The sequence below is a fragment of the Solibacillus sp. R5-41 genome (genome assembly GCF_002736105.1).
Lineage (GTDB): Bacteria > Bacillota > Bacilli > Bacillales_A > Planococcaceae > Solibacillus.
Genome location: NZ_CP024123.1, coordinates 2,173,677 through 2,197,682 on the forward strand (window position 1 = coordinate 2,173,677; position 24,006 = coordinate 2,197,682).

Annotated in this window: 21 protein-coding genes and 1 riboswitch; of the genes, 3 read left to right on the forward strand and 18 right to left on the reverse strand. The window is 35.9% G+C overall.

Annotated elements, in window-relative coordinates:
* Positions 1 to 73 precede the first annotated feature (73 nt).
* A riboswitch (TPP riboswitch) is annotated at positions 74 to 185 on the reverse strand.
* A gap of 208 nt (positions 186 to 393) precedes the next feature.
* The 10 genes from CSE16_RS10490 to CSE16_RS10535 all read right to left on the reverse strand — a co-directional run bounded on the left by CSE16_RS10490 (position 394) and on the right by CSE16_RS10535 (position 10,400).
* Positions 394 to 1,266 (reverse strand): DMT family transporter, encoded by an 873-nt coding sequence (locus CSE16_RS10490; RefSeq protein WP_099423850.1) that lies wholly within the window; start codon positions 1,264 to 1,266, stop codon positions 394 to 396.
* A gap of 327 nt (positions 1,267 to 1,593) precedes the next feature.
* Positions 1,594 to 3,000 carry a sensor histidine kinase gene (locus CSE16_RS10495; RefSeq protein ID WP_099423851.1) on the reverse strand — a complete coding sequence of 469 codons (1,407 nt, stop codon included), beginning with the start codon at positions 2,998 to 3,000 and terminating at the stop codon, positions 1,594 to 1,596.
* Positions 3,001 to 3,003: 3 nt separating this feature from the next.
* Complete coding sequence (locus tag CSE16_RS10500; RefSeq protein WP_099423852.1) at positions 3,004 to 3,711, reverse strand: response regulator transcription factor; 708 nt, start codon at positions 3,709 to 3,711, stop codon at positions 3,004 to 3,006.
* A gap of 123 nt (positions 3,712 to 3,834) precedes the next feature.
* On the reverse strand, positions 3,835 to 4,194 hold the full coding sequence (locus CSE16_RS10505) for a YxeA family protein (RefSeq protein ID WP_099423853.1): 360 nt from the start codon (positions 4,192 to 4,194) through the stop codon (positions 3,835 to 3,837).
* Between the two features lie 21 nt (positions 4,195 to 4,215).
* The gene (locus tag CSE16_RS10510) at positions 4,216 to 6,141 is read right to left on the reverse strand and encodes an FtsX-like permease family protein (protein WP_099423854.1); all 1,926 of its coding nucleotides are present in this window, start codon (positions 6,139 to 6,141) and stop codon (positions 4,216 to 4,218) included.
* On the reverse strand, positions 6,142 to 6,897 hold the full coding sequence (locus CSE16_RS10515) for an ABC transporter ATP-binding protein (protein ID WP_099423855.1): 756 nt from the start codon (positions 6,895 to 6,897) through the stop codon (positions 6,142 to 6,144).
* A 128-nt stretch (positions 6,898 to 7,025) separates the two neighbouring features.
* Positions 7,026 to 8,171, reverse strand: a complete 1,146-nt coding sequence (locus CSE16_RS10520; RefSeq protein WP_172954376.1) for a VanZ family protein — start codon at positions 8,169 to 8,171, stop codon at positions 7,026 to 7,028.
* 265 nt (positions 8,172 to 8,436) lie between these two features.
* Entirely contained in the window at positions 8,437 to 8,919 is a 483-nt protein-coding gene (locus tag CSE16_RS10525) for an HXXEE domain-containing protein (RefSeq protein ID WP_099423856.1), read from the reverse strand.
* Positions 8,920 to 8,969: 50 nt separating this feature from the next.
* Positions 8,970 to 9,692, reverse strand: a complete 723-nt coding sequence (locus CSE16_RS10530; protein ID WP_253896061.1) for an alpha/beta fold hydrolase — start codon at positions 9,690 to 9,692, stop codon at positions 8,970 to 8,972.
* A gap of 189 nt (positions 9,693 to 9,881) precedes the next feature.
* On the reverse strand, positions 9,882 to 10,400 hold the full coding sequence (locus CSE16_RS10535; protein WP_172954377.1) for an NUDIX hydrolase: 519 nt from the start codon (positions 10,398 to 10,400) through the stop codon (positions 9,882 to 9,884).
* Positions 10,401 to 11,022: 622 nt separating this feature from the next.
* Between CSE16_RS10535 and CSE16_RS10540 the strand changes: the two genes are divergently transcribed.
* On the forward strand, positions 11,023 to 11,403 hold the full coding sequence (locus tag CSE16_RS10540; protein ID WP_099423859.1) for a nucleotide excision repair endonuclease: 381 nt from the start codon (positions 11,023 to 11,025) through the stop codon (positions 11,401 to 11,403).
* Between the two features lie 125 nt (positions 11,404 to 11,528).
* Here CSE16_RS10540 and CSE16_RS10545 read toward each other — a convergent pair whose 3' ends face one another.
* From CSE16_RS10545 to CSE16_RS10560, 4 genes are all read right to left on the reverse strand, one after another.
* Entirely contained in the window at positions 11,529 to 12,119 is a 591-nt protein-coding gene (locus tag CSE16_RS10545) for a transcriptional regulator (RefSeq protein WP_099423860.1), read from the reverse strand.
* A 54-nt stretch (positions 12,120 to 12,173) separates the two neighbouring features.
* Entirely contained in the window at positions 12,174 to 13,619 is a 1,446-nt protein-coding gene (gene panF / locus CSE16_RS10550) for a sodium/pantothenate symporter (RefSeq protein WP_172954433.1), read from the reverse strand.
* Positions 13,619 to 13,891, reverse strand: a complete 273-nt coding sequence (locus CSE16_RS10555; RefSeq protein WP_172954378.1) for a YhdT family protein — start codon at positions 13,889 to 13,891, stop codon at positions 13,619 to 13,621. Before CSE16_RS10555 ends, panF begins: the two co-directional genes overlap by 1 nt.
* A gap of 123 nt (positions 13,892 to 14,014) precedes the next feature.
* Positions 14,015 to 14,998, reverse strand: coding sequence for a diaminopimelate dehydrogenase (locus tag CSE16_RS10560; RefSeq protein WP_099423863.1), 984 nt, complete (start codon positions 14,996 to 14,998; stop codon positions 14,015 to 14,017).
* 333 nt (positions 14,999 to 15,331) lie between these two features.
* On the opposite strand from CSE16_RS10560, the gene CSE16_RS10565 reads away from it, so the two are divergent.
* The gene (locus CSE16_RS10565) at positions 15,332 to 15,787 is read left to right on the forward strand and encodes a large conductance mechanosensitive channel protein MscL (protein WP_099423864.1); all 456 of its coding nucleotides are present in this window, start codon (positions 15,332 to 15,334) and stop codon (positions 15,785 to 15,787) included.
* Positions 15,775 to 16,068 (forward strand): YxcD family protein, encoded by a 294-nt coding sequence (locus CSE16_RS10570; protein WP_099423865.1) that lies wholly within the window; start codon positions 15,775 to 15,777, stop codon positions 16,066 to 16,068. Before CSE16_RS10565 ends, CSE16_RS10570 begins: the two co-directional genes overlap by 13 nt.
* A gap of 114 nt (positions 16,069 to 16,182) precedes the next feature.
* On the opposite strand, the gene CSE16_RS10575 is transcribed toward CSE16_RS10570, so the two are convergent.
* The 4 genes from CSE16_RS10575 to CSE16_RS10590 all read right to left on the reverse strand — a co-directional run bounded on the left by CSE16_RS10575 (position 16,183) and on the right by CSE16_RS10590 (position 24,000).
* Positions 16,183 to 18,345 (reverse strand): 5'-nucleotidase C-terminal domain-containing protein, encoded by a 2,163-nt coding sequence (locus CSE16_RS10575; protein WP_099423866.1) that lies wholly within the window; start codon positions 18,343 to 18,345, stop codon positions 16,183 to 16,185.
* A gap of 185 nt (positions 18,346 to 18,530) precedes the next feature.
* Positions 18,531 to 21,233, reverse strand: a complete 2,703-nt coding sequence (gene acnA, locus CSE16_RS10580; protein WP_099423867.1) for an aconitate hydratase AcnA — start codon at positions 21,231 to 21,233, stop codon at positions 18,531 to 18,533.
* A 400-nt stretch (positions 21,234 to 21,633) separates the two neighbouring features.
* Positions 21,634 to 22,467: a DUF2785 domain-containing protein gene (locus CSE16_RS10585; protein ID WP_253896062.1), complete on the reverse strand. Its 834-nt coding sequence runs from the start codon at positions 22,465 to 22,467 to the stop codon at positions 21,634 to 21,636.
* Between the two features lie 78 nt (positions 22,468 to 22,545).
* Entirely contained in the window at positions 22,546 to 24,000 is a 1,455-nt protein-coding gene (locus tag CSE16_RS10590; RefSeq protein ID WP_099423868.1) for a VWA domain-containing protein, read from the reverse strand.
* Positions 24,001 to 24,006: the final 6 nt, after the last annotated feature.

Consider the following 24,006-nt stretch of genomic DNA (forward strand, 5'->3'; position numbering starts at 1 on the left):
TAAAAAACGCCTGGTACATTGGGTACCAGGCGTCGAACAAGAAACAAATAGTTACAAAAATAAACTAAATAACAATCTACGTGTCAATGTTTCCTCCGCCGGTATTAACCAGTTCAGGTTCAAAGGGTAAGTCTCTCCATGGATCACTTTCTCAGCTAGCAACACTAGCACCCCTACATTTTTAGGTCTATGAACTTTTCAATGCCTATCGTAACGATATCCGACACATAGGTCAAGCTTAATATATCCAGTTTTCCGATTTTTCACTTTAAAAGCCTTTCGTAGTACCTGAATAAAGTGCGAATAATGGGTGATTTCATGTGAATTGGCACGTATTTCAACTTTTTCCCCTCACAAAAAAGCAACCTAAAAAACAGGTTGCTTTCCATCCTTTTATGCATATAATTTTTTCCTTTTAAAGGTTGGCTTGACCTCGGCAAATATAATGGCAACAAAAATTAACACACAGCCGAACAGCATACGCCCCGTTAATATTTCGCTGAGTAGCCATACCGAGAATATCGTACCGAATAAAGCTTCCGTTGATAGGATAATTGCGGATTTTGTTGGATTTGCATATTGCATCCCAATATTTTGACACACATACGCAACCGCCGTACAGAAAACCGCTAAGTAAAGAATAACGTAGATCCCTTCCGAAGAATATGTAGTTGGCACCTCACCAAGCACTAGGACTGAAGCAATACTTAAAATCGTCGCCGTATAAAATTGAACAATTGTTAAAGCAAGTGCATCCTCAGTTTTGACGAAAACATTTGTATAGAAAATGTCAAAGGCAAAGCCAACTGCACATAAAATGGACAGGAAATCGCCAAAATTGATTGTGAGCGAGTCTTGTAATGATAAAAAGCCAATTCCGACAATCGCCATTCCGGCAGCAATAAATTCAAAGCGATCAATGCGACGTTTATAAATGACATACGCAATGATTGGTACAATAATAACATTTAAAGCTGTTAAAAAAGCATTTTTCGAGGGTGTCGTGTACTCCAGCCCCATCGTTTGCAAAGCAAATGCGGCAAATAAGATGGCGCCAAGGACAGCACCCTTCCAAAGAACGCTTTTCGTAATTAATTTTAACTTTTTATAAAATATAACGCTTAAAATAATGGACGCTAATAAAAAGCGCCCAGCCATTAATTGAAAGACGGTCCAGTACTCTAGCCCAACAGCCATGCCGACGAAACCGCTCCCCCACATCACGGCCGTAATGAGCATCAAAATTTCGCCTTTATATTTCTGCATAAATATTCCTTCTCTCTATGAATTTATACGAATAGTTTAACAATAATCAATATTTAGTAAAAATGGAAGGAGAATTTACTAAAATCGAAAAAGTGTACAAAATTCAATGAAATTTACTGTTGGCGATTGGGTTTTGGATAAGGCAGGTAGCTTCAAATGTGCGCCTCCACTTGTTGTAGATGTATCTGTAGTTTTATAAAAAAGATTTAATCTAATCACTGAAAAAAACCCCAGTCATTAACTGAATTTTATTAACTCAACATACTGTTATTAATGAATAAAATATTGCTGTTTAATTCGGCAACGTTTTAATTTTACTAGGGTTCTTTAAAATTTAATTTCTACCGTTGTCCCAAAACCAAGTTCACTGTTAATCGTAAGCTCTCCATTATGTTCCTGAATAATATCTTTAGCTATGGCCATTCCAAGTCCAGATCCTTTATGTGCTTCTCCGGTACTGGTTCCTCGGTAATAGCGATCAAAAATTTTATCAAGTTCCTCATTCTTTATGCCTTTTCCATTGTCCTTTATAGTTATATGAGTTCGTTCACATTTCTCAATCATTACATCTATTATTACATTTTCATCATTATGAACAATCGCATTATAAATTAGATTATTGATCGCTCTTCGAAAAAGAATTTCATCAATCGCTACAGGTATATTCTCTTGATTTACATGAAACTCTATATGGCGATTAGAATAATGCGGATCATTTAAGATATCAATTACCATATTTCTTAATAAAGAAACAATATTAACCGTTTCTTTGTTTAATGATAATGCTTTATTTTTTAATCTTGTCGTTAAATTTAAATCATCCATTACCTCTTTTATATACAAAGACTTTTGTTCAATAATCTCAGCGTATTCCCTTATTTCTGATAAACTAAAGTTATAATCTGGATCTTTTATTAATTCAGCATATCCTTGTATGGAAGCTAATGGAGTTTTTATATCATGTGAAATATTTCCTATCCACTCTTCTCTCATCATCTCCAACTTCTTTCTTTCCTTTTCATTGGCTGTAAGTTGATTAGATAATAAATTGACATTATGAAAAACGTCTTTATAAACCCCTTTAGGCTCATAATGGACAGTATAATCTTTATTCGCCAGTCTTTTGATGCCATTAATGAGTATTTGTATAGGTTTTGTTAGACGTTTACTAAATAAGTAGCCAATTAATAAGGCGATGAAGATGTCTATAATAAGAACAATAGCGCCAACTTTTACTGCTTGAAATATGTCCTGATTATCAAACGAAATAAATAAGCGATTTACACTGGGATTCTCTATTCCAATAAAATAACTGTAATTATAGGATTCTTCCTTTTTATTACCAACAAATACAGTTGTATCCCCATTAATCTCCTGATATTTATAGTTTTGAATGATTTCTGATGGCGTATACTTTTCCTTTATACCTGTTGGCACCCTATAGCCATAGATTACCTTACCATTTTCGTCTAAAATTTGAATCCAAGCATTTTCTTCGACCAACGCTTTTTTTCCTTTTTCGGTAATAGTCACATGATTATTTGCTATATTTATGTTCTCTTGAAATTGTCTTGTAAATTGTTCAGGCGTTGCTTCGTTTCCTTTAAATATTGGTAAGTTAAAAGCAGACTGAGCTAGCAATAAAGCAAACATTGTAAACATATTTATGAAAACAACGAGAATTACGACTAATACAACGGAAAGTATATATCTTCCAGTTAACTTCCACGTCATGATTTATTCATCCTCTACAGTAAATTTATAGCCTAACCCTTTTACAGTAATTAAAAATTTTGGAGAGGAGGGATTAATTTCTATTTTTTCTCGCAATCGCCGGATATGAACCATCACTGTATTATCCGAGCCAAAATAGTCCTCACCCCAGACGGTATCATAGAGCCTTTCTTTACTAATCACCTTGTTAATATTTTGGAGAAAATACTTCATTAAACCAAGTTCTTTTGGCTTTAATTCAATGACTTCCTTATTTTTTAATAACTCCGCTTTTTGATCGTTCAATTCAAACGGACCAGCTATAATTATAGGATCTGTCTTGTTATCCGTTAGCAAAAATTCTGCCCTTCGTAACTGAGCTTTTACTCGATAAGCAACCTCTTTAGGACTAAATGGTTTTGTTATATAATCATCACCACCAATGGCAAAGCCTAAGAGCTTGTCCAATTCCTCTGATTTTGCTGATATAAATAAAATTGGCACATTCGAAATATTTCTTATTTGTTTACATACATCATAACCTTCTCCATCTGGTAACATTATGTCTAATAATACAAGGTCTGGATGTGATTGTTGGAACTCGTCAAAGCCTCCTTTTGCAGTGGTAGAAGTTACAACTTTTTCAATCCCTTCTTTTATTAAAACCGTTTTTATAATTCTTAAAATATCTTCCTCATCATCAATAATTAATACTGTTTTATTTAACGCCATTCATTACTACCTCCACACCTTCAATGTTTAAACAATTATAAACGAAACAACCCTAAGATTTCTATATGAACAAAAAAGAACCCTTGTAATAAAGGATTCTTTAGATTTGATTTCAGAAAAAATTTACTCCAACATTTTAACGGCTTTTTCCGGTATTTCTTCAGCAGTCACTTCCTTGTATGAGGTAACTCCCTTTCCATCTTTCACGAACAGAAGTAAATACGCATTCTTTCGAAGTTGTTTGTTGGCAGTAAATGTTAATGTTTTTTGGTTACTATCTTTATCATAAGCGGGTAAATCGTATTCATACCTTACTAAAATAGAACCATCGTCCATTTTATCCTCCATTTTATTTCCATCTCCAATTATTGTTGTATAATATTCATCCGTTCCAAACCGATTAATATTTACATTTTGGATAAAAAACAAACTACCGATTAGAATCACTAATACTATTCCAACAACTATAATTATTTTTTTCATTGCTATTTCTCCGTCCATATTTTATTTGGTCACAATTTTATAGTAAGTACGCACCGTTAAGAAGTAATAAATAATGTAGATTAAAACATAAATACCTATACAGATTAATACAGGAACAACCAAGTTTGTTTGTAGTAATCTTGATAAAGCAGTTAACGCAATTACACAATGTGCTATCCCTACTAATAATGGTAGAACAAATATAAAGAATACCTGTTTAGAAATAGACTTTCTAATTTCTTTTTTATTTACACCAATTTTGTGTAGGATCACATAACGCTCTTTATCAGAATTCGCTTCCGTCAACTGTTTAAAGTAAATAATACTTCCTGTTGCAGCAAGGAATACCAATCCTAGGAAAGCGCCAATAAAGATAATTAAACCAGCCGCTTCCATTCCCTGAGCGTAATCGTTGTAAAAGCTAGAGAAACCAGCCTCCTCTGGGAGAATAGACTGAATATCTTTACTTAACATTTTTCCATTTTCGCCACCCGAAAGGCCATATGTTTCCATATTGATTGAGGTAGTTTCTTTTTCCAATTGTGTAAATAGCTCATCGCTAATCACAACGGTTATATTTGCAGTTCGAACATTGAGGACATTATATTTCAACAGTTTTTTTAACATAATTTCATCCGTTTGACTGACTCCATTTAAAGGAATACTTGAACCTACATATTCTGGAGATAATCCCTCATAGTAGCCTGAATCTAGTACAGCTGCATCATTTTTTTCCAGTGAAAGATGGTCTTCTCTTTTTTGAAGTTCAGCCATTTCGTTGAAAGATGAATTTGAAATCATAGTATAAATCGCTTCTTCCGGACCCATTTTACTATTCAAACTCGTCGTATCTACTCTCATTTGTAGCGTAGGAATCACTTTATGATAGGTAATGTCATGGTTTTCTACTTTTGAAACTAGCTCTTTAACTTTATTTGTTATTTGGTTGTCATTATTGATAAACATGATGCTGTTTGGATTTGCTAATTCAGCATTACTTTTATTGTTATAATACAAACTATAAGACGCTCCGACTGCTGTTAGCGTAGTAGCACTCAAAATAGCAATAATGGTTAATGTATGTGCATTTCCTTTCATACGATATAGAAGCTGGGATGTACTTATGATGTTAATACCTTTCCAAAACTTCTTCTTATTATTTCTTGAAATCTTTAATAAATAGATTGTTACTGTACTAAATAATAAATAAGTTCCTAAAATTACGGTTACGATAATAACAAGTGGAGTTACCAGTATACCGATTTTTCTCCAAGCTTCTGACTCCAATATATTTTGAAGTGCAAGCCAGTACCCAATACCAATGAATAAAACAGCTAACATCGCAGTGATAAAAGAAGATTTTGGCTCTTTTTCTCCTTCTTTGTCTGCTTGAAATAGTTCAATCAACTTAAATCGATAAATTAATCTATACCCATAAAATGAAGTTATGATTGTAATAATAGTAAACACAATGAGCGTGTTGATTACCGCATCAGGTGCAATAGCATAGTTCGCTATCACATCGTAGCCCATCACTTTCATTAAGATCGATACAAAAAATTTGGATAATAGCGAACCTAGGAAAATTCCAATAATAAGCGCCATGATACCCATTATAAAGTTTTCATAAAAGAGCATACGGCCAATTTGTTTCTTACGTACACCTAGTAATGAATAAAGTCCAATCTCTTTTTTCCGTTTCCTTGTAAAAAAAGAATTTGAATACCAGATGAAAATGGCAACAAAAATCATTAATACGACAGATGCAGCATTAAAGGCTGCACTAATTTTTGTCGAAGATTCTGATGCAGATTGAATTGTTTTATCATATTTCATTGAAACGAAAGTAAAGTAGATTACAATACTAAAAATCATAGAAGAAAAATAAAGAAAATAATTGGTGAAGTTTTTCCTAATATTCTTCCTAGCAATTTGAAACAGCGTCATTTAATTCCCACCCCCAAGTGAAGCAAGAACGTCTAATATTTTTTGGTAGAATTCCTTTCGAGACTGTTGTTTTTTATGAATTTCAGCATGGATTCTACCATCTTTAATAAATACAATTCGTTTACAGAAGCTTGCAGCAAAAGCATCATGTGTAACCATCATAATCGTGGAGTTAATCTCTTCGTTTAACATAGTTAAGCTTTCTAATAAACTGGTTGCGGATTTTGAATCTAATGCACCTGTTGGTTCGTCCGCCAAGATTAGACTCGGGTTCGTAATAATAGCCCTTGCTGCTGCTGTGCGTTGTTTTTGCCCACCTGAAATGTGATACGGATATTTATCGAGTATTTCACTTATGCCAAACGTCTTCGCAATTTTTTCCACTCGGGTTTCTATCTCACGTGCCGAAACTTTTGATAATGCAAGTGGAAGTAGTATATTTTCTTTCACTGATAACGTATCAAGAAGGTTATAATCTTGAAAAATGAAGCCGAGTTGATTTCGACGGAAGTCTGCCAATTGTTTTTCATTCATGCCTACGATATGTTGATTGTTGATGATAATATCCCCTGATGTTTGTGTGTCAATAGTGGATAACACATTTAACAATGTTGATTTACCAGCACCTGAAGGCCCCATTATTCCAACAAATTCGCCCTCTTTAATTTCCAAATCAATATCTTCTAATGCTTTATAAATATTTCCCTTTGTACCAAATACTTTTTGTACGTTTTTTGCTTGTAATATTATTTTCACTGTTATAGCCTCCTTGTAACTAATCACAAGTATAATTAACAAACCTTACACCAATTTAATCTAAACCTTAAATAAACCTTAAAAATAAAAGCAAACCCTTAAATCAGGATTTGCTTTTATAAATCATATTATTTTTTCTTCGGTATTACATTCGCTGCATGGTCAAAATAAAACGTCCTTCTCCCTCTATTAACAATGATGAACATAGCATGAATAAATAATACAGACCACATAGTAGCAAAAAGTACAAATACAGAAACAGAAGACCACACTAGATATGGATAGAAAAATGAGTTCATATCTAGCTCAATACTGTTAAATATACTTAGAAACTTTGTTGCTACCCAAGGCAGATATAACGCAAAGAACCTTTTTAGCAAAGGCTGCCATGATGGTGTTTCTCCATCAAATGTAATAAGTTTAAAACGCATGATATTTGTTCCAATTGTTTTGCCTTTCCAAAAAAGAGGAACAAGAAGGTAATAAATGATAAATCCAAACGTTGTAAAAATAAATTCTAAGAATGCACTTGTTGAAAAGAATCCAACTGTTAGGTTCCAACTAACTTTGATTAAAAGGTAATCTATGAGTACAGCCACTAATTGCGATAATGGAGGGACAAAGTGACTTTCCCGTATACCTTCGCCTTTAGCAAGTATGCTTTTTCTAGACGGGAATAAAGCAAGTATAATCGGTGCAATAAGGAATCCAAACAGTGCGCCAGTGCTATTTAATATAAGGTCATCAATATCAAATATGCGATATGGACAATTATAGATTCCGTAAATCCCAGTTACTTGTGTGACCTCATAAAAAAGAGAGAGTACAAACCCAAGACCAAGTGCCCTTTTCCAATATCTTTTTTGTTGAAAAAAATACCTTAAATAAACACCAAAAGGAAGTAATAATATGAAATTGAATGCTGCCTGCAAAAAAGCACTTTGTTTAAATATCTGAATGTAAGTTGATGGCTGAGACCAAACAACTGAACTACTTTTAATAACATCCCAAATAAAATAAAATGGTACAAGAGAATAGTGCACCGTATCAGGCGATTGTAAAGCACAAGTATTACGTGTAGCCGGTAGAGGCAAAAGAACTAAAAATAATGCAGCTAACATATAAAAAATAAAGGAATAAGCTACTATTGATGCCCAAATGCTTAAATACGCATATTTTCTATAACTATAGATTAACCAAGGAATAATAAGAAAAAAACCCAAAAGACCAAATATAATAAATGCAGTTTTTATTGATATTAAATATACAGACACGGTGGCAGTACCCCTATACAAAAATTAAATTGTTGGCCTTGAAGATATAACAAGAAACCAGTTTCAGATTACTTTATTTACTTACTATGCCCTTTTGAAGAATTTAATAAAGAGAAAACCCGAAATTTTTAAATTTCTAAACGACGGTTTTTGGTTAGAAACGGAAATATTCAAAACTCCTTAAAAGCATAACCAAAAAGATACTAAGATCAACAAGAACCGCATTAAGAATTTACTTATTCAAACTGTATAATACTTAATCGATCTATGTATACGGACATAATTTTCTACTCATTTTAAATAATAATGGTATAAGAGATAATAAAATAATTCCTATGATTACCGTAGATATTATTAGCTCTTTCCAGATAATCAAATGATTTTCAAGCAATTCATAAATAATTAATGAGTTTATTGGGATGTTAAGCAATAAGCCTGTAAGGAGCCCTGGAGCATACGTTTTCAATAAAATAGTAGCAATAAGATGTGGAAAAATGGCATTAAAAACCATGGAACCTAAAAAGCCAATAAAAATCCATTTTGCAAGATCTGATTCTGGAAAATATAAATAACTAAAAGCAGATAAATAAGCCAAAATTGTAATAATAATGACTGCAAAATGAAATTCACTCGGAGTAACGGCCATTTGAAACTTTGACGGCTTCTGTGACCATTGAGGAAGCCAAATTGCTTCCTCAATATTATGTAGAGTAATTGCAAAACAAAAGAATATTATGAGATGCTCCATTCATTATTCCCCCTCCATAATGACCCCTAACCGTTAGTTGTTTCATAAAACTATTTGTTCTCAATTTTATTAAAGAATACTTCTAATATTTTTGTATATATTTCTGGCTGCTCACAATGCACCAAATGCGACGCGAAGGGAATAATTGATACGTGAACATTCTTCTTTAATAATGGGTACAGCGTAGCTCCCTTCGTTTCAGCTGTATTTCCTTCACCAACTATAAACAAAACAGGTGCACCAATTCCATCCAAATCCTTTGTTACGTAAAATGGATACCAATGTTCATCTTTTGCCCTATGTAAAAATTGTCTCCAGTCAGTATTATGGATATTATCAAAGTAATTTGCTGCCTCTTTATTTTGTAATAATCGTGCTTGAGATTCCACTTCTTTCTTGTGCATTTCGTTCCAGTTGTCTGGCTTTTCACATAAAACCCCAGAAATAGTTAAACTTTTTACTTTATGAGGGAATTTTTTAGCAAAGCATAAGCCCACTAAAGCCCCTAATGAGCAACCAACTAGATGAACAGATTTCAACTCTAATTTATTTAGTGTTTCTTCTAAATCCATTGCAGAATCCTCAAAGAAGTTCGAAATATCATTCTCAATAGACTTACCATGACCTCTTAAATCCGGAAGAATTACTTTAAAGTGGTGTCTGAAATAATCACTTTGATAGGCAAAATCAGTTAATCCCGTTTGTAAACCGGTATGAAGAAAGACAATGGGCTCCCCATCCCCCAAAATTTCTGTATGTAATAGCAAAGTCATCCCTACCTTTCTGATTACTTTTTCACTTGTTTAGCTATTTCGAAGATCTTTTTGTTTCCTACTGGATCTTTACTAAAATATGCGACTGACCACATATTCCGTTGCGGGCGGACGCTTTCCGTCGGCACGACCTATGCCTGTAGTCTCAGGCGTAGTGCTGTTCCCGTAGAATTCTACCGCCCTACTCAGTTAAAGACGAATTGAGCCGTAACGGTGTCGACTTTCAAATAGAAAGGAAATAATGCTCTCATAATATGGTATAAACGCTTTTTGCTCGATTAACTTAAAAATTTCCTCTTTTGAAGCCCACTTTACTGCTTGGACTTCATCAAATTGTAATGTAAGTTCATTTAAATCAATATCCTGTTCAATTAAATAATAATCATCGAAACCTCGTTCAAAATTAATGGTGAATTGTGGTCGCATATTTTCAAAGCTAAAATCAATACCTAATTCCTCGAATAACTCTCTCGACGCTGCTTGCTGGCTTGTATCCCCTGAAGTAGCGCTTCCACCACAAGTAATATCCCAAAGGTTCGACCAACCTTGTTTAAATGGCTGACGTTGCTGAATGAGCATTTCTCCTTTAGAATTAAATATACAGACGTGCACTACTAAATGAAACTCATTCGATGCCATGGGTTCTCCACGAGTTATTTGTTTCTCGATTTTATTACGATGCTTATTATATAAATCCCAAGTTTCCATTGCTATGCTCCCCTTATCATTTTAGTTAGCTTGTAAAAAGCCCAGTTATTTTTGAAATCCTTATCGCATTGAACGTCCTCTTACTTGAAGGAGCTTTCGTTTAACGCCTATTATTCTCTAGTTTTTCATTAAAGTCTTGGATTATGGCAAGTATAATGAACATTAAAACTACCCTATAACATTTCAACCTTTTGAAAAATCTCTTTGAAAAGATAAACTAATTCGCATTTTTTTTTAAAATATATAACCCAGCATCTTCACGATTTGTATCCACATCCGATAAATAAATTGTGGTATGTGAGCCGTTATTTAATAATTCCCAATGTGCCGTTTCATAGGTTGCCCCTGTTCTAGATACTTGCTATTTCTGATCTTAAAATGTAGTTTTATCAATTTATCGTGATTTAGTTGTGTATATTGTTTGTTTTGGGGCGAGTAGATGAAAAATAAAGTTCAATTAATTGTGTCGTATAATATGCAGAACTGTTCACTTCAAAAACGAACTTTCTATGAATAATCGTACAATTTAACTGAATTTCCACTTTTTTATAACGAAATGATGGAATTATGATGCGATTTAATGTAATATATAATTTTATAATATATTAGGGACGTGAACTGTTTGATTACTATTGAAATGCCAAAACCAACCCTTGTTATTCGTCAACGTGAGCAAGTTATTAAACCAGGTGAAGTTGAAATTACACCTTACTTCGGCTTTATTGATTTCCACAAAATTACGCGTGATACTGGTGGAATTTTCTTCTTTTACAATGAACAAAACGAACTTTTATTTGTCGGTAAGGCACGTAAAATTCGTCAACGCATTAAAAAACACTTCGAGGATACTGTATCACCAATGAAAAATCACCGTGATGAAGTGCATAAAATCGAAGTTTATGAAATTGAAGATCCAATGGAACGTGAAATTTACGAAACATATGCGATCAACCAATTCAAATCTAAATACAATATCGACAAAGTATTTTTCGAACGTGCATAATCGAAAGGACCGCCCCATTCAACGGGTGGTCCTTTTTCTTTATTCAGCAGTAAAAGCTCATTACAATATGTGGACGCAATTACACCTGAGTCAAATGAGTGAAGTTTTCCCCACTCAATGTCACTTTAGCCTCTATGCGTGTAGTCCAACATTTCATTGATTTTTTTCATATCACCTAAAATATTATTTTTCTGCCCAGCAATACCTTCGTACCATTTATCAATTTGCTGCATCATAGCTTCTTCTACTTCTTTTCCGTCCGCTAGTAAATGAACGATAATATCAATTACCTTTGTTCGGTCCTCATAAAACTTTGTGCGCGCAGTAAAATCTTTTCCTACATTTTGCTGAAACACTTGTCCTAATCGGATGATGCCATTATTCATCATTTGCTCGGCATATAAAGTTGAACCTACAACGGCTAAACGCTCTGTGAAGGAAGGTTCCTCTTTAATATAGTTCTGCATCATGAGCGTCACTTGCTCTGAAAAAGATTTTAATTTATTCGTTTGACCTTCTAGTAAGCTTTTCGTTTCTTCAAAGAGCTTTAACATCGCGTGCGTACGATCTAAACAATCTTTTACTTTTTTTAATTTGTCATCACTCGCATTATGTAATCGCACTTGCACCGTTTCATAAACAAATTGGCGCTGTAAATAAGCTGTTAATAAAATGATTCCATTATAATGTATACTTGCTTCATAATCGTTTGTCATGCTTGCCCTCCATTGTATAATTTATCCATTTTCTTTACAATACCACACCTATTACTAAAAGTGGAATTCTTCTAGTTTTTTTACTTTATGAGTCGTTAAACTTACGAGTATAAATGTAAAGAATGACACAACAATCGGAAGCGTAACGGTGTGCATACCGAATACATGCGGTGATAATCGATCAATGGCGATATACAACGTTAAACCGACAATCATCGAACTAATTGCCCCGTATTTATTCGCCTTCTTCCAATACAGTCCGAAAACAACACTCCATAAAAATGCCGACTCTAAGCCGCCAAATGCAAATAAATTCAACCAAATTAAAAATTCTGGTGGATTCAGTGCAAAAATGACAACGGCCAGTCCAATAGTAGTCGTTACCCAGTAGCTTCTTTTCTTAATTTGCTGTTCTGTCGCCTTTGGATTGATAAAGTTTAAATAAATATCCTTCACAACCGTGGAGCTCACTAAAATAAGTAATGCGTTGACTGTCGACATAATGGCCGCCATTGGAGCTGCTAATACGATCCCAGCTAATAAAGGTGGCAATACTTCCAGCGTTACTATAGGCATAACTTTATCACCAATTTCAATGCCAGGTACTACTGATCGAGCAAACACACCAATTAAATGCATGCCAAACATAATTGTTCCAATCCCGATTGTTCCTATTAAAATCGCGCGGTGTAGGCTTTTGGCATCTTTATAGCTCATGGTGCGAACGGCAATTTGCGGTAAACCAATGACACCGAGACCAATTAATATCCAAAATGTCGAAACATACAGTGGTGTTAAATTCCCTTCTGCTCCAAATGGTGAAACTAACTTAGGATTTTCTGCTACGAGATTTTGCATAATATTTTCAACACCACCCCCGGCAATGACTGTGCCGATGAGTAAAATGACTGTCCCGATTATCATAATTGTTCCTTGGACTGCATCCGTTAACGCAACAGCACGAAATCCTCCGATAATTACATAAACTAGTACGGAAGCAGCAAAAATTAATAACGCGCTCGTATAATTCAGCCCCGTTAACGATTCAATTAACCGTGCGCCACCAACCCATTGCGCGGTCATTGAGGCAAATAAGAACACAATAATACTTAATGCTGACAATATGATAATTATGTTGCTGTCATAACGCTTCTTTAAAAAATCAATTAAGGTAATCGCTTCAATACGGCGCGACACAATCGCAAATTTTTTCCCAAGTACCATTAATGCAAAATACCCTGCTGGAAGCTGTGCCATTGCGAGTAGCACCCAACCAAGCCCTGTATTATAGGCAACTCCTGGCCCCCCGATAAAGCTAGAAGCACTCCCATAAGTAGCCATCATTGTCATCGCGAATATGAAGCCACCCATTTCGCGTCCACCTAAAAAGTACTCTTGCATAAAGGAGTTCGACGTGCGCACTTGTTTATTTGCCCATATGCCAATTCCAAATATAATGACTAAAAAAAGTAATAATGGAATAATAACTTGCCAATGAATCATTTTTGTTCATCCTCCTCTTCAAGTGAAATGTCTTTGAAGAACAGTTTCATGGCTAGCCAAATACATACAATCATGAAAACGGTGCCCGCCATACAGCTATAAAAAAACCACGCTGGAAAGCCGAACACATAACGATATTCAAGTGGGTCACCAGAGCCAAGTCCATAGGCAAACCCAAACCAAATTGCAAAATTTATAACAACAAGGCCAACACCTATTAATGCTTCCTTGTTGGCTACTTTAAACCGTTTATCTTGCACATGGATCATCCTTTCATATTTCTAATAGTGACCTCTCTATCATACGTTTGAATTCAAGAGATGAAAAGACTTTATGTGTGAAAAAACGAGAAAAAACGACTCCGCTTAACACGAAGTCGTTTACTTAATTGATTATAGTAACTCTTTACGTAACTCTGCTGGTGATTTTTGTGAAAGTAGCCCGTACGGAATATCGAATACCGTCTTCGCTCCCTTTTCCCCTTTTGCACTTAATTTATGTGCAGCGCGCGCATATGCTACTAATACACTGGATGTAAACATAGGATTGGATTGTAATTTTAACGAGAACTCGAAAATTTGTTTATCTCCTTCGCCAGACTCTCCTGAACGAATGACAAATCCTCCATGAGGCATACCCGCATGATTTTGTTGTAATTCTTCTTCAGAAATAAAGTTAACTGTTGTATCATAGTCAGAAAAATAGTTTGGCATTTCTTTAATTTCTTGTTCGATATTTGCCTTATCTGCTCCATCTTCTACAACTACAAAACACTCACGCGCATGCTTTTCACGTGTTGATAATTCTGGATTTTCACCGTTTCGTACACGATCAACAGCTTCTTTGATCGGCAATGTATATTGTACCGCGTTAATTACTCCTTCGATTCGACGGACTGCATCGGAATGCCCTTGACTTAAGCCATCTCCCCAAAAAGTATACGTATTGCCTTCTGGTAAAACCGTTTCACCAAGTAATCGATTTAATGAGAATAAACCTGGATCCCAGCCAACTGAAATTACTGAAACAGTGGCATTTTGTTCTGCAACCGCATTTACGCTATCAAAAAATTCTGGAATTTTAGCATGTGTATCAAAACTATCAATTGTATTGAACCATTGTGCAAAATACGGCACTTGTTCTGGTAAGTCCGTTGCCGAACCTCCACATAAAATCATTACATCAATTAGTTCTTTATAATTTACCGCATCCTCAACTAAATAAACAGGGACATTTTCTGTTTTAATGCTCACTGTTGATGGGTCACGGCGCGTAAATACTGCTGCCAATTCCAAATCATCATTTTGACGAATTGCCGCTTCCACACCTCGACCTAAATTACCATAGCCAACGATACCAATACGAATTTTAGCCATTTTTGTCCCTCCCATATTAAGTACACTAATCTGATAAACTTTCGTTTTAATTTCAGAATAGCGTTTAAATTCACTATTTATCATATATTTTTATAAAAAAAAACACAATCAATTTTTTTATTTTCTATGGATTTTTTTCATTGAATTGGTGGCATATCCCTACCAATCTATTTATTCGTTCTTCCCAACTTTTAATGGGATTTCAACTCAATTTATTGCTAACAATATCCCTTTCACTCATGTGAAGAATCATATTCAGACTTTTTATTTTCTATCTTTGTTTCTTTTTGGTATACTAAAAAAGTAAATGAATCGACAAATTGGGGGCACAACATGAAGAAATTATCAGCTGTATTGTTAGCATTTGCACTTGTCTTTTCAAGTGTAGGATCAACATTATTTTTTGCTAATGACGCACATTCAGTAGAGGCAAAATCGTACAAATCAGGAAAAAAGGGTTTTAATAATTCAAACACAAATAACAACACCAACATCCAAAAAAAGGATGACGCTACAAGTCCTACAACTGCAAAACAAAATAACAGCACGACAACGAAACAAGATACAACGAAAAAATCATCAGGCGGCTTAATGAAGGGCTTAATGCTTGGTGGTTTAGCTGGTTTATTATTCGGTAGTCTATTTAGTGGCATGGGTATGCTTGGTTCGATTTTAGGATTAATGATTAATATGCTTGCAATTGGGGCAGTTGTGTTCTTCTTAGTGAAGATTTATCAATTAATCAAGCGTAAAAAAGAAAAAGAGGTTGCACAATCTTGGAAAAACTAACGTTTCTTGAACAAGATTTAATTAATTCGGTATGCCACTTTCACGCTAAATTTAAAAACGTGGCACCACAAGACATTGAAGTAGAGTTAATGTACGATGATCTTGCAGGCTATTCTGCTGAAGCATTTTACAATGGTCAACTAGACGTCTACAACTCTGTTAATTTTATTACAGCTATCCGTCTTTATATTGATGAACAGCTTGGTCGTGACTCGATGTCAGCACGTATTACGCTGGACATTCATGATGAAGAAGGCATGGTCGCATATATCGAATTTTAAGCAAACAAAGGGCGAACCCATTCAATTGGATTCGCCCTTTTATTATTATTCAAATTATAATCATTCCAAAAGAAATACCACCGAACAGGTTGCCCTCGTTCGGTGATTTTTAATTTATTTCGTTTCAGTTACTGGTGCAGCTACATCCGTAATGCGACCTTCTGTTGTCGTTTTCACTTCTTTTAATGAAGTTAATTGCTCCACGAAGTTTTCATAGTCAGATAAGCCTAAATCTTGAACTTTTCCTGCATCATAGATTTTCTTAAATACTTCATAGTCATCGCCACCGCGTGCTGTGAAAGCATTTGTCGCTACTGTATACGTTTCATCTGCTTTAATATCAACATACGCTTTTGTTTTTTCGTCATAGTATTTCAACGACACGACACGTGAGCCTACTTCTTTTGATGAATCAAATACAAGCTGTGCACCCGCGATGTGTAGGAAACCGCCATTTTCTTTTGGTGCATTACGAACCGAAAATTCGAATGCCTCAAGTAAATCCGCGCCTGTAATGTCCATTACTGCTAATGTGTTTGTGAATGGTAATACTGTAATGGCTTGGCCTAATGTTACATTGCCAGCTGGAATATCCGAACGAATCCCCCCACCATTTTGTAGTGCCATTACAACATTTTTACCCGTAAATGATTTTGCTTTTGCTAACATACCGTCTGTAATAATATTACCTAAAGCCGTCTCACTATTACGAACACTTGCCGTATCACCTGTTGTCTTCAAACGAGGATTTAAAAGAGGCTCCTTTAATGTTACCCCGATTTCTTTACTTGCTATTACATCTACTTTTTCTTTATATTGAGCGAGCATTTCAGTACCTTTTGGATCTGCCGCTAATTTCGCTACATCAATAAGTTGACCATTATGACCCACGACAACCCCTTGCTCGTCAAATTCAACATCTAACGTACCTAAAAATTGCGCTTGCTCACTTGCTTGGACAATAATTGTCGAATCTTTCTTTTCACCTACCGTATTTGTATCAACGATAAATGGTTTTTCTAACTTCGTATGTGAATGTCCACCTACGATAATATCAATACCAGGTACTGATTTTGCTAAAATTTGATCATTATCAATTTCAGCTGAATCGTCAAAACCGATATGCGTAAGCGCAATAATTTTATTAATGCCCATACCTTCAAATGCTTTAACCGCTTTTTCTGCTTCTTTAATGTAATTTTCAAACGTTACTTTCCCAGGTGATGCAACCGATTCTGTTTCTTCAGTCGTTAAACCGAAAATCCCGACTTTTTCGCCGTTAATTTCTTTCACCATACCCGAATAAATTTTACCGTTTTCTGGATCACTTGAATTTAAATCCGTAAATAGCCCTGTGAAAATTGGATCTTTTGTAAAATCAACGTTCGCTGTAAGGATTGGGAATTTTGCTGCTTTTACGAAATCAGCTAATGCTTTGTGCCCTTCTGGTGAAGAGCCTAAATCGAATTCATGGTTCCCTAATGTCATCGCATCGAAGCCAAGTGCATTGAAATACTGAATATCGGCTTGCCCTTTAAATTCAGAGAAATACAATGTCCCTGAAAATGCATCGCCTGAATGGAGTAAAAGTGATTCCGATGATGTTGCACGGAAATCATTAACAGCCGTCATTAATTTTGGGAAATTTTCAACACGTGCATGTGTGTCATTGACATGCATAACAGAAAGCTTGAAATTCTCTGATGCTTCAGGCGTTTCTGGTGTTGTTGCCCCTGCTAAAATAGTTGCTAAAATGCTAGATAATTCACCACGTGATAATTCATTTGTTGGATTGAATGATACATTTGCCGCTTTTAGAATCATTTGTGTATCAATTGGATAAACAGCTGAAACATTCGTTAAAATCGTTGCAAATTGACCATGTGTAATTTTTTCTGAGCTGCGGAATGTATTATCCTCATAGCCTGAGATAAAGCCTGTCGACACTAATGCCGAGATAGCACCGTAATAGTGATTCGATTGTGTGATATCGCTAAATTTTGGATCAACTACATTTTTTGTGTCTAAATTTAAAGCGCCTACAATCATTTTTGCGGCTTGTCCGCGTGTAACTGTCGCATCTGGTTTAAATGTTCCATCTTCAAAGCCCGTTACAATTCCTGCAGTTGTTAGTTCTTGAATTGCTTCAGAGTATTTGTGAGAATCGTTCACATCTGAATACATTGATTGTTCTGCAACTACACCAGTAGCACCTACTACTACTGCTGTCATCGCTGTAAGAGCTGCGGCAGTATATTTTTTACGTTTCTTCGTCATTTAAATACCCCTTTTCCATCCTATAATAATACCACTCTACCATTTTATCTAAATTTAACCAACTATTCCATATGTATTATAAGAAATTAATTAAATTTTAATATTATTCGAAATTTAGGTTTTTCTTCACATAAAAAAAAGGTAAAGTCAATTTGACTTTACCTTTTTTTCATAAATATAATGGATTATTGTGCAGCTTTAGCACGTAATACCATTTGTAGGATACCGCCGTGACGGTAGTAATCTACTTCTACTTCAGAGTCAAAACGAGCTAACGCTTTGAATTGAGTTACTTTACCTTCTGGAGAAGTTGCAGTTACTGTTAAGATATCACGTGGTTTAACATCATCAGTTAAGTTAACTGAAATTGTTTCGTCACCTTTTAATCCTAAAGTATCAGCAGAGTCGCCAGCCATGAATTGAAGTGGTAAAACACCCATCATTACTAAGTTAGAACGGTGAATACGCTCATAGCTTTGTGCGATTACAGTTTTAACGCCTAATAAGAATGTACCTTTAGCAGCCCAGTCACGAGATGAACCCATACCGTAGTCGTTACCAGCTAATACTACTAAGCCAGTGCCAGCTTCTTGGTACTTCATGCAAGCGTCATAAATGTATTCAACTTCACCTGTTGGCCAGTAAGTAGTGAAACCACCCTCTGTACCTGGAGCAACTTGGTTACGGATACGGATGTTAGCGAATGTACCGCGCATCATTACTTCGTGGTTACCACGACGAGATCCGTAAGAGTTGAAGTCGCGAATTGCAACGCCATTTTCGATTAAATATTTACCAGCTGGTGTATCTTTGCCGATTGCACCTGCAGGAGAAATATGGTCAGTTGTGATTGAATCACCGAACTTCGCCATTACGCGTAAACCTTCAAGACCTTTGATTGCTTCTGGCTCTTTAGAAAGACCCGTGAAGAATGGTGGGTTTTGAATGTAAGTTGATTTTTCATCGAATGTGTAAAGAGATTCAGTTGAAGTCTCGATTGCATTCCATTTTTCGTTAGCAGTGAATACTGTTTCATATTCTTTTTGGAATAATTCACGAGTAACTACTTTGTTTAATACAGCATTTACTTCTTCTGTAGTTGGCCAGATATCAGCGAAGAATACTTCTTTGCCTTCTGGAGTTACAGCGATAGCGTCTTTTTGTAAGTCGATATCAACAGTACCAGCTAAAGCGTATGCAACTACTAGTGGTGGTGAAGCTAAGAAGTTAGCTTTTACTAGTGGGTGTACACGACCTTCGAAGTTACGGTTACCAGAAAGTACTGAAGTTACGAATAAGTCATTTGATTTAATCGCTTCTTCGATTTCAGGAAGTAATGGACCTGAGTTACCGATACATGTTGTACAACCGTAACCAACTGTGTTGAAGCCGATTGCATCAAAGTAATCTTGTAAGCCAGAATCTTCTAAGTAACCAGTTACTACTTTTGAACCTGGTGCTAAAGAAGTTTTAACCCATTTCGCAGGTTTGATTCCTAACTCAACTGCTTTTTTAGCTACTAAACCAGCTGCTAAAAGAACGTATGGGTTAGATGTATTTGTACAAGAAGTGATTGCAGCGATTGCTACAGCACCAGCTGGAATTTCTACAGTACCTTCTGCAAAGTTAGCAGGAGATTTTTTGTCGAATTCAGCTTCCGTTAAACCGAAACCTTGAGTTCCTTGAGGAGCTACTACAGATGAACGGTAAACAGATTTCATGTCAGTTAAAGGAATTAAATCTTGTGGACGTTTTGGACCAGAAAGGTTCGCTTCGATATCAGCAAGGTTAATTTCTAAAACTTCAGTGTATACAGGCTCTAAAGCTGCATCAAAGAACATGTCATTTGATTTTAAGTAGTTTTCTACTACAGCAATGTGCTCTTCGTCACGGCCAGTTAAGCGCATGTAGTTTAATGATTCTTCGTCAACTGCGAAGAAACCACAAGTAGCACCATATTCTGGAGCCATGTTTGAAATTGTAGCACGGTCAGCAAGAGGTAAACCAGGTACGCCAGGTCCGAAGAACTCAACGAATTTGTTTACTACACCTTTTGCACGTAATACTTGAGTAACTTTTAATGCTAAGTCAGTAGCTGTTGTTCCGTTAGGAAGTTCGCCTACTAATTTAACCCCGATAACTTCTGGGATTGGGAAGTAAGATGGTTGGCCAAGCATACCAGCTTCAGCTTCGATACCACCAACACCCCATCCAAGAACGCCGATACCGTTGATCATTGTTGTATGTGAGTCAGTACCTACTACTGAGTCTGGGAATGTTTCGAAAGTGCCATCAGCATTTTCTTGAACGTGTACGATTGGTGCTAAGTACTCTAAGTTAACTTGGTGTACGATACCAGTTGCTGGTGGTACAGCGCGGAAGTTATCATAAGCAGTTTGCGCCCATTTTAAGAAGTTATAACGTTCAGCGTTACGCTCGAACTCAAGGTCCATGTTTGCATTTAATGCAGCAGCGTTACCGTATTTGTCAACTTGTACTGAGTGGTCAATTACAAGGTCAACTGGGATTGCTGGGTTAATTTTGTCTGGGTCGCCACCCATTTCTTTCATTGCAGAACGTAAAGAAGCTAAGTCAACTACTACTGGTACACCAGTGAAGTCTTGTAAAACTACGCGAGATGGTTTGAATGGTACTTCTGCTTCAGTGTTAGCATCTTTACCCCATTTTGCTAATTCATTTACGTGCTCTTCTTTGATTACATAACCGTCATATTGACGTAATACTGATTCTAATAATACTTTAATTGAGTAAGGAAGGCGTGATACGTTTGCGATACCAGCTTCTTCAATAGCAGCTAAACGGAAGTAGTTATAAGACTTACCGTTTACTTCAAATGAAGCGCGGCTGTTGTGTAAGTTTTGTGCCATTTGATGTTCCCCCTAGTTTTTCTTAATCGAAAAGGTTAATAAGTTCTTTTCTCCAACGCCTATGATAACGTATTTACCTACATAAGTAAATTGCATTATTATTATCTTTTGCGATAAGTTTTAATTATGACCTATCGGAAACTCTAAATTATTCTACAATAACGTCATTTTTTATGAACTGTCTCACAATTGTTTTGTAGCCCATAGTCATTCTGGATTTAATATTAATTTTGAAAGAGATGTTTTTTTGCGGATTCAACTCCGTTATTCATTGAATGGCGAGGCATTCAGAATAAATAGATTTTCCGCTTATGGGGGCATCAATCGCCCATACAATACAAGTTTCCTACAATACCAATTAACGGATTCCTCATTATTCTGTTCATAACTTTTTTCGAAGTTATGTTAGTTTTAGCCAGCGCTGAATAAAGATCGACACGATCCCTCGTAGCTTGTCCGAATGATTCGAAAATTTCAAGAAAAAGTAGAGCGTTTTCATCATATTTAATATGTTTGTCCTTGCTTTGAACCAAGAAGCATTATAGCCCTGCTCATAAGCAACCATTTCCAAACGGTCAAATAACTGCTCGACCCATTCAATGAATAGTGCTTCTTCGATCCCTTTCGCGATAAGCGCCTCAACAATTTTCACAAACCTCTCCTCTTCATCATCTTGAAATACATAGCCCTTCCACAAGTTTGTACGAATAGCTTGTAAAATATGTGATGTGAAACGAATATTGAAGTACGGATGCGAAATAAGAGCACAAATGAGGTCAGCTGTGTGGGCGATACTATGTGCCCAGCCTGTCATTTCATCTATATAACTGCGAAAATCCTGCTCTTTCGAAAAAAGCTCGATCGCGGCGGTTGTCAGTTGTTCTACTTCCTCTTTCGTTAAAATACCAAGTTGGCGATCCGCGTTAACAATGGCTGTTAAAAATAAAGCGGAAAACGAACGCTGGATGACCGTTGACGTATCCGTATCATTTAATTCAAATAGCAAGCCATTGTCCGCGCTCAAATAGTTTACATAATGATGGATAATCGGTGCTGGTATTATATTTTCTGAAAGTAACTGAATAAATAATCGGTAATTTTGCTGATCCCGAATAGTAGATTCAATATGACCGACATTCATTAAGATCGTTTCAAAAAGCACATCCTGTTCTTTAACAAACTGCGCTCGCTGCTCAGGTAAAACTTCTAGTAAAGTTGAATAATCTATTAACAAAAAAAATTCCTCCTCAAACAATTGCTACTGACATTGTATTTGACAATTGATTGTTTTACTAGAAAGAAAATGGCGAATCTAAAGTACAAACGCATTTTCCGCTTCAAATAACTCATTAACCTCTAATATCCTATCCGAAAACCTACCAACTAACGTTAAATCGACAGCATTAAATAAATTCGTTAACACAACGGCCGTGCATTCAAATTGCTTTTTCCTTTTGATTTCATTAAATTCATCAATAAAACTCGTTGGTAAAAAGCTTGAGCCATCTGTTACAAATAAAATATCCGCCTTATTAAACCCACTTGTTAATAAAATGTTCAATGATTCTCGCAAAGGGCTTTCAAAGTTCGTGCCGCCACCTAAAAAACGAGTACTAAAATCCACTAGTTGTTTGGATGTCGCGTGCCCTTTTTTAAATCGTTGCACCTCCCCTACGGCACTTGCAAATGGAATGATTGCAAAATCTCTTTTTTGTTGCCGAGCAATCATGAGTAACGCAATACAAAAGGCTTTGCTTTGTTCCTTTAGCGAAGTCATGGAGCTGCTTTCATCCATACAAATAATGATAGGTCCTCTTCCTTTTCTATCTTTCCCTTTCGTATCAAAGATAAACGTTTGTTGTTCGCCGTACCGCCGTAAAAAATCTAGCTTACTCGGTGGTAAAACAAAGCTTGAGAGCTCCGATGGCAATAATCTTGAAATTTCCTGACCAGTCGAAATGTATTGCCTCGCCATCGTCTGTTTTTCCTTTATCTTTTGCTTTTTTTGAATTATTTTTTTGAAGCGACCCACCATTTCCGCAATGAGGAGTAAGCTCTTTTGTTCTCGGATTTGTTCAACTAATTCAAATTGATCTGATAAAGGCAACCGCTCGATTTTTTTTCCACCCATCGTACCTACAGCAATTATGGCATTTTTCGTGCGGCAAATTTTTCTTTTATTGCTTGTAATGAGCGAGCTAATGGACACGTCATCTAGCTTTCTGATTTGTTGTTGTAGCTGATGATGGGCTTGTTCAATTGTTTTAGTTGCCTCATCGATTCTTTTTCGAAGTAGCTGCTGCTGTTGCTTCATTTGGTCCGAAAGTGTCGTATCGAATCGTCTTTTCCGCAGTTGATGGAGTTGATTTTGGGTCATTTCTTTAATTTGCTCGGCTGCCTTTAGCTGTTGCACGGCTTGTGTAATATGGAATGACGCTTTCATTTGCTCTGCCACTCCGATTGCCGTTAAGACACTGAGCAGTTCATCCCCCTTTGTTAAACAATGCCAACGCTTGTACTCCTCATTTTTTAATAAACTGACGATAAACGGATATTGAAAAGCATCATTTTTCTCGGTAGCATCGTTTAATTGCGGTTGAAGTGAAATAAATGCGGTCCAGCAGTCCCCTACCAAATTCGTAAAGCCTGGTAGCATTTGCTCACCTTCCATACAGCATTGCTTTAGTGTAGTGGCCATTTTTAGTAATTCATTAAATCGCAATTGTAGGTCATTTGATTGGTCAAAAATGGAATGATGATACAACATCGCAAT

What these genes read in the sequence shown, in the direction of transcription:
- CSE16_RS10560 (WP_099423863.1), bottom strand. Translation starts at nt 14,998, where the DNA reads ATGGCTAAAATTCGTATTGGTATCGTTGGCTATGGTAATTTAGGTCGA.
- CSE16_RS10575 (WP_099423866.1), bottom strand. Translation starts at nt 18,345, where the DNA reads ATGACGAAGAAACGTAAAAAATATACTGCCGCAGCTCTTACAGCGATG.
- CSE16_RS10530 (WP_253896061.1), bottom strand. Translation starts at nt 9,692, where the DNA reads ATGACTTTGCTATTACATACAGAAATTTTGGGGGATGGGGAGCCCATT.
- CSE16_RS10505 (WP_099423853.1), bottom strand. Translation starts at nt 4,194, where the DNA reads ATGAAAAAAATAATTATAGTTGTTGGAATAGTATTAGTGATTCTAATC.
- CSE16_RS10565 (WP_099423864.1), top strand. Translation starts at nt 15,332, where the DNA reads ATGAAGAAATTATCAGCTGTATTGTTAGCATTTGCACTTGTCTTTTCA.
- CSE16_RS10510 (WP_099423854.1), bottom strand. Translation starts at nt 6,141, where the DNA reads ATGACGCTGTTTCAAATTGCTAGGAAGAATATTAGGAAAAACTTCACC.
- CSE16_RS10545 (WP_099423860.1), bottom strand. Translation starts at nt 12,119, where the DNA reads ATGACAAACGATTATGAAGCAAGTATACATTATAATGGAATCATTTTA.
- CSE16_RS10495 (WP_099423851.1), bottom strand. Translation starts at nt 3,000, where the DNA reads ATGACGTGGAAGTTAACTGGAAGATATATACTTTCCGTTGTATTAGTC.
- CSE16_RS10490 (WP_099423850.1), bottom strand. Translation starts at nt 1,266, where the DNA reads ATGCAGAAATATAAAGGCGAAATTTTGATGCTCATTACGGCCGTGATG.
- CSE16_RS10535 (WP_172954377.1), bottom strand. Translation starts at nt 10,400, where the DNA reads ATGGAAACTTGGGATTTATATAATAAGCATCGTAATAAAATCGAGAAA.
- CSE16_RS10500 (WP_099423852.1), bottom strand. Translation starts at nt 3,711, where the DNA reads ATGGCGTTAAATAAAACAGTATTAATTATTGATGATGAGGAAGATATT.
- CSE16_RS10590 (WP_099423868.1), bottom strand. Translation starts at nt 24,000, where the DNA reads ATGTTGTATCATCATTCCATTTTTGACCAATCAAATGACCTACAATTG.
- acnA (WP_099423867.1), bottom strand. Translation starts at nt 21,233, where the DNA reads ATGGCACAAAACTTACACAACAGCCGCGCTTCATTTGAAGTAAACGGT.
- CSE16_RS10525 (WP_099423856.1), bottom strand. Translation starts at nt 8,919, where the DNA reads ATGGAGCATCTCATAATATTCTTTTGTTTTGCAATTACTCTACATAAT.
- CSE16_RS10555 (WP_172954378.1), bottom strand. Translation starts at nt 13,891, where the DNA reads ATGATCCATGTGCAAGATAAACGGTTTAAAGTAGCCAACAAGGAAGCA.